The organism is Bellilinea sp., from assembly GCF_034432615.1.
Lineage (GTDB): Bacteria > Chloroflexota > Anaerolineae > Anaerolineales > Anaerolineaceae > Bellilinea.
In genome coordinates, this window is sequence record NZ_DAOUBL010000290.1 from 1 (window position 1) to 5,654 (window position 5,654).

The following is a 5,654-nucleotide window of genomic DNA, read 5'->3' on the forward strand; positions in this document are numbered from 1 at the left end:
GAACAGGTAGCCGGTTTTTACGACAGCGAAACCAAAGAGATGTATGTGGTGCAGGGGGGTACTTTTGGCGGCATGGAGCGTTCTACCTATGCGCATGAATTTACCCACGCCCTGCAAGACCAGCATTACAACCTGCGTGAAGGTCTCAAAATCAACCCCGATTCCTGCAAGGAAGACAGCGAGTACTGCGCCGCAGTTCAGGCGCTCATTGAAGGGGATGCCAGCCTGACCGAGCAGTACTGGCTTTACCAGCACGGTACGGCGCAGGACCGCCGCGATATTGAGGCTTTTTACGCCAACTACTCCAGCCCGGTGCTGGATTCCGCGCCCTCCTTCCTGCGGGAAGATTTTGCCTTCCCCTACCGCGAAGGGGTGGACTTTGTGCTGACCCTCTTCCAGGAGGACGGATACAACGCCATTGACGCAGCCTTTGCCAATCCTCCCGTTTCAACCGAGATGATTTTGCATCCCGAAAAATATCCGGACGACCGGCCGGTAACCCTCAGCCTGCCGCAGTTCACCGGCCTGCTCAACCGCCCGCTGAGCGAATTGGACCGCGGTGTGATGGGGGAATGGTACACCTACCTGATCCTGGCGCATGGCGTACAGGAAAACTGGCGGATTGCCGATGAACTGGCGCGTCAGGCGGCAGCCGGCTGGGGCGGCGATGCCTACGCCGTGTTTTGGGATGAAACCGCCCGTCAACCGGTCATGGCACTGCTCAGCGAATGGGAAAGCGAACGCGACGCGGGTGAATTCCGTCAGGCATTCACCGCCTACGCCCGTCTGCGCTGGGGAGAAGCCGATCAGCAGGATTTGCAGCGCGGCTCGCTCTGGCAGGAAACTGGCGATGGAGTGGTTTTCTTCCAGCAGCGCAGCAATCAAACCCTGTGGCTGATTGTCCCGCGCCAAGCCGATATCCCGCTGCTCAAACCCTCCGGCTGGTAAAAATGCCTCTCGATCTGGCACGCATTCAGGCAATTTGCTTCGATGTGGACGGCACGCTGAGCGACACAGACGACCGCTGGGTTGAGCGGCTGGCGGGTTTCTTGCGCCCGCTGCGGCTGCCTCAACACCGGCGGCTGGCGCGCTGGTTGATCATGGGCATGGAATCGCCGGCCAACTGGCTGTATGAAATCCTCGACCGCCTGCATCTGGATGATGAGGCCGCACGGCTGGTTGACTGGCTCTTCCGCCATCAAAACGAGGGGAGCGGTCCTTTCACGCTGATTGAAGGGGTGGACGACCTGCTCGCCCGCTTGAAAGAACACTACCCGTTGGCAGTGGTCAGCGCGCGGGGGGAAAAAGCCACCCTGTCCTTTTTAGATCAATTCAACCTGAGCGGGCATTTCAGGGCGATTGCCACCGCCTTGACCTGTGCGCACACCAAACCCCTGCCGCATCCGGTGCTTTGGGCAGCCGGGCAGATGGGGGTCAGTCCGGCCAACTGTCTGATGGTCGGCGACACGGTGGTGGACATCCGCGCCGGAAAAGCAGCTGGTGCGCAAACAGTGGGGGTGTTATGTGGCTTCGGCAGAGAAAAAGAACTGCGCCGCGCGGGTGCCGACTTGATTCTGGAAAGCACCGCCCAGTTGAGCGCAGTACTGGAGCCGCTGGAGGATTAGGCGGTATTTTCAAACATCCAGCACCACCCAAACCGGGTCATGGTCGCTGCCATCCCCGCCCAGTTTTTCCCGCCGGCCAATCCAGGCCGCCGTCTGGCGCAAAGCCAGCTTCTGGCTGAGCCAGATCTGGTCGAACAGCTCATAGCGCGCTGGCTGGCCGCTGGCTTTGTAGCGGTGCGTCCACAGCGGGCTGGGGGGCGGCGGGTTGTCGCGGCGCGGCGGGCGGGTTTCCCGCGCAGTGGTCAGCCCGTTGACCAGTTCCAGCGCGCGGCTCTGTACAAAGGGCGCCAGGCAGTCCGATTCGGGCGAGTCGTTCATATCCCCCAGCAGCACAAAGGCACTGTTGGGGCGGGTGCGTTCGAGCAAAACACGTTCGGTCACTTCCGCCTGACGGCGGCGGGTCAGGTCAGCGCGTTGTTTGCCGGTGATTGGGTTTTCATTCGGAGCAACATACTGGCTTTTCAGGTGCGTATTGAACAGCGTGAACAGCCGTTTTCGCCGCCGCGGGTCGAGAATCTCGACCTCCAGCAGGTCACGGCTGAAGATGGGCGAATCCGGTTCAGCAGGGTGGGAAGCAAAACGCCACGAGGTCAGCGCGCCAATCGGCAGTTTGCTCAAAACACCCACATCAATCAGGCGCGGGTCATTACCCTCCACCAGCGCCTGAAACGGGTACAAACCTTTCAGCCAGGTGCGGTTGAAATGCTGCAATGCCGGCAGGTCTTCCACTTCCTGCACGGCCAGCACATCCACATCCATTTCCAGAATGCGGCGGGCGATCAGGGCGGTGGCTGCTTCGTCTTTCTCTTTAACCAACCGCCCCATGAAGGAACGGATGGCGTATTCCTCTGGGTTGTCAAAGGTGTAGGTCACACTCAGGCCGGTATCACCGGCGAGGATGGCTTCGATGCGCCCCTTGAAGTTGAAGCGTGAAAACAGGTTGTTCAGGTTGAAGCTGCCAATTTTGACCAGCATTTTTCACCGCCTCTCTGCATAACCGGTAAACCAATTTCTGTTATCATTTTACCTGCAAGCCACGCAGAACGTGTTATAAATAGCAGTGGAAAAAGGGCGTACGATGAGCAGCGTTACTGCAAAATTGATACTGGGCGATTGCCGTACAGAATTAAAACACCTGCCGGACAATTCCATAGACCTCATTTTTACCTCACCGCCGTATGCAGACAGTCGCAAAAACACTTATGGCGGAATCCGGCCAGAGGAGTATGTGGAATGGTTTTTACCCATTTCAGCAGAACTTTTACGGGTACTCAAACCGGACGGCACATTCATCCTCAACATCAAAGAAAAAGTAGTTAACGGTGAACGGCATACCTACGTCATTGAGTTAATCCTTGAAATGCGAAAGCAAGGCTGGTTGTGGACAGAAGAATTTATCTGGCATAAAAAAAATTCCTACCCGGGCAAATGGCCCAATCGTTTCCGTGATGCCTGGGAACGTTTGCTGCAATTCAACAAGACCCGCAAATTCAAAATGTTTCAGGAAGCGGTGATGGTGCCCATGGGTAATTGGGCAGATAAACGGCTGCGCAATCTTAGCGCCACCGATCAGGTGCGCGATCCATCCCGTGTGGGTAGCGGCTTCGGCAAACGAATTGCCAATTGGATCGGCCGCGAAAAAGCATATCCGACCAATGTGCTGCATATGGCGACCGAAACGCGCAATCGCAATCACAGCGCAGTCTTTCCAGAACCATTACCGGAATGGTTTATCAAACTGTTCACCCAAAGTGGAGATTGGGTTCTCGATCCATTTATGGGTTCGGGTACAACGATCCGTGTTGCACAACGAATGGGAAGGAATGCCATCGGTATTGAGATTTTGCCGGAATATTACCATCTGGCACAATCCACGATCCCACTGGAATATGAGATGCCTGCTCTTCAACTAACCCTGTTAGAAGAAAAGGAATCCTACAATGCCGCTTCAAATGAATGAAATCAGAGATTACATCCAGAGTCATATCAATCAATTTCACGAACGGCGGGCAGAAAGCCTGAGAAAATTAAAACTGATTCAAATTTTGAAGCGAAAAAATCCATATTTATTTCGAGCAAAAAACATCAACACATTTCATGAATTAGTAAAACATTTACTGGATGCTCACCTGTCTTCACAAGAAGAAACCATTTTTGGAGAGTTTTTAGAAAACCTTGCGGTATTTGTTTGCAGCCAAACCTATCAAGGCCGTAAATCTTCGGCCGAGGGAATTGACCTGGAGTTCAGCAAAGATGGCACTCATTATCTGGTTTCCATCAAGTCCGGTCCAAATTGGGGAAACAGCAGTCAGGTCAAGAAGATGGTCGAGAATTTCAAGAAAGCCCAAAGAATTTTGCGGTCGAACAATCCGGGCATTCATATTCAAGCCGTCAACGGATGCTGTTATGGAAAAGATGCCAACCCTGACAAAGGGGATTATTTGAAATTGTGTGGTCAGGCATTTTGGGAATTTATCTCCGGCAACACCCGTTTATATATTGATCTGATTGAGCCGCTTGGCTGGCAGGCAAAACAGAAAAATGACGAGTTTTATCAGGAATATGATCGCATCCTGAACCAATTTACAATCGAATTTGCGAATCAATTTTCACTGGACGGAAAGATCGACTGGGAAAAACTCGTCAAAATCAACTCTGGAAAGGAAAGTCTATAATTTACAGGTGAAACCCATGCCCATACCCATCCTCCCCTCTCACATCCGCCGCAACCACGCCCTTGAACATGCCACCCTGCAAATTTTGGGCGCACAGAACCCGCGCCTGCGTCTGGCAGGTTACTCCGATTCGCTCGGATTCTGGATCATCGGCAAGGTGGATTTTGACGACCTCCAGGAAGCCATCCATCAGGCTGAAACCCGCCTCAATCAGGGCGAAGCCTACCTGGCCATTCATCCCAATTGCGGCACCAATTTTGCCGCCAGCGGACTGGTTGCGGCGCTGGCTGCCTTCCTCGCCATGCTGGGAACCGGCAGTTCCAACCGCAGCCGCTGGGAACGTCTGCCGCTGGCAGCCGTGCTGGTCACCCTCAGTCTCATCCTCAGCCGATCGCTGGGGCCGTGGCTGCAGGCGGTTGCCACCACCGACGCCCGTTTGAACGGCCTGCATGTGGTTGGAATTGACCGCTTTGAACGGCGCGGTATTCCGCTGTATCGCGTGCACACACGCTCCTGACGGAATTCGAAATGCAGCCATCCGCCGCTGACGCTCAGGTCATCCTGCTGTACGGTGACGATTTTCATGCAATCGCCGAAGCCGCCGTTCAACTGGAAGCCGCTGCCGGCGGTGACCCGGCGCTGGCCGACCTCAACCTGAGCCGGTTCGATCTGGAAAACCGCGCCATCACAGAGGATCAGATTCAAGCGGCAGCCTACGCGCTCCCTTTTTTGACCGAAAAGCGTCTGGTCATCCTGCGCAACCCATTTGTACGCTTCAACCGCCCCGAAGCCTGTCAGCGGTTGATCCGCCTGCTGGAAGGCCTGCCGCCGACCACCCGCCTGGTGCTGATTGTGCCCGATACCCATCAGGGCTCCAGCAAAGGCTGGGAGATCATGGATGACAAGAAACGCGGAAGACTGCTGTTGGATTGGGCAAGGACTGCCGGCAGTCGGGTTACGGTGCGCGAACTGCGCCTGCCGCGCCCGCACGAGATGACTGATTGGATTTTACGCCGCGCCAAACAGGAAGGCGGTCAGTTCACCCCGCGCGCGGCTGCTGAGCTGGCTGCCCTGACCGGCAACGATACCGGCATCGCCGTGCAGGAAATCCGCAAGCTGCTGACCTATGTCAACTTCAGCCGGGCGGTGGATGTGGAGGATGTGCAGGAAGCAGCCGCCTCCGGCGGTCAGGCCGATGTATTCAAAATGGTAGATGCCATTGCGGCTGGCGAGGCGCGTACCGCCCTGAAACAACTGGTGGTGCTGTTGGAGCAGGAAGACCCCGCCCGCCTGTTTGGAATGATTATCCGCCAGTACCGGCTGTTGATTCTGACCCGCGAGGCCATCGAGCAGG

At 55.6% G+C, this 5,654-nt stretch carries 6 protein-coding genes and 1 pseudogene; 6 read left to right on the forward strand and 1 reads right to left on the reverse strand.

The features are described 5' to 3' along the window. Together VAE48_RS13220 and VAE48_RS13225 are read left to right on the forward strand one after the other, a co-directional pair. Positions 1-948 (forward strand): annotated as a pseudogene (locus VAE48_RS13220) (hypothetical protein); the annotation flags it as partial. Between the two features lie 2 nt (positions 949-950). After that, positions 951-1,625 (forward strand): HAD family hydrolase, encoded by a 675-nt coding sequence (locus VAE48_RS13225; RefSeq protein ID WP_322793803.1) that lies wholly within the window; start codon positions 951-953, stop codon positions 1,623-1,625. A gap of 9 nt (positions 1,626-1,634) precedes the next feature. Here the strand turns inward: VAE48_RS13225 and VAE48_RS13230 are convergent, their stop codons facing one another. Next, positions 1,635-2,600: an endonuclease/exonuclease/phosphatase family protein gene (locus VAE48_RS13230; protein WP_322793804.1), complete on the reverse strand. Its 966-nt coding sequence runs from the start codon at positions 2,598-2,600 to the stop codon at positions 1,635-1,637. A 103-nt stretch (positions 2,601-2,703) separates the two neighbouring features. Here VAE48_RS13230 and VAE48_RS13235 point away from each other — a divergent pair, with 103 nt between their 5' ends. The 4 genes from VAE48_RS13235 to holA form a co-directional block, all read left to right on the forward strand. Beyond that, positions 2,704-3,585, forward strand: a complete 882-nt coding sequence (locus VAE48_RS13235) for a site-specific DNA-methyltransferase (protein ID WP_322793805.1) — start codon at positions 2,704-2,706, stop codon at positions 3,583-3,585. Further along, a complete protein-coding gene (locus tag VAE48_RS13240; RefSeq protein WP_322793806.1) occupies positions 3,578-4,300 on the forward strand; it encodes a PmeII family type II restriction endonuclease in 723 nt (240 codons plus the stop codon). Before VAE48_RS13235 ends, VAE48_RS13240 begins: the two co-directional genes overlap by 8 nt. A gap of 16 nt (positions 4,301-4,316) precedes the next feature. After that, positions 4,317-4,817: a DUF6391 domain-containing protein gene (locus VAE48_RS13245; protein WP_322793807.1), complete on the forward strand. Its 501-nt coding sequence runs from the start codon at positions 4,317-4,319 to the stop codon at positions 4,815-4,817. 11 nt (positions 4,818-4,828) lie between these two features. Further along, positions 4,829-5,654: DNA polymerase III subunit delta (gene holA, locus VAE48_RS13250; RefSeq protein ID WP_322793808.1), on the forward strand; the 826-nt coding region annotated here is incomplete at its 3' end.

Excerpts from the sequence above, each read along its gene's own strand:
- VAE48_RS13245 (WP_322793807.1), top strand. The coding sequence starts at position 4,317 with ATGCCCATACCCATCCTCCCCTCTCACATCCGCCGCAACCACGCCCTT.
- VAE48_RS13235 (WP_322793805.1), top strand. The coding sequence starts at position 2,704 with ATGAGCAGCGTTACTGCAAAATTGATACTGGGCGATTGCCGTACAGAA.
- VAE48_RS13240 (WP_322793806.1), top strand. The coding sequence starts at position 3,578 with ATGAATGAAATCAGAGATTACATCCAGAGTCATATCAATCAATTTCAC.
- VAE48_RS13225 (WP_322793803.1), top strand. The coding sequence starts at position 951 with ATGCCTCTCGATCTGGCACGCATTCAGGCAATTTGCTTCGATGTGGAC.
- VAE48_RS13230 (WP_322793804.1), bottom strand. The coding sequence starts at position 2,600 with ATGCTGGTCAAAATTGGCAGCTTCAACCTGAACAACCTGTTTTCACGC.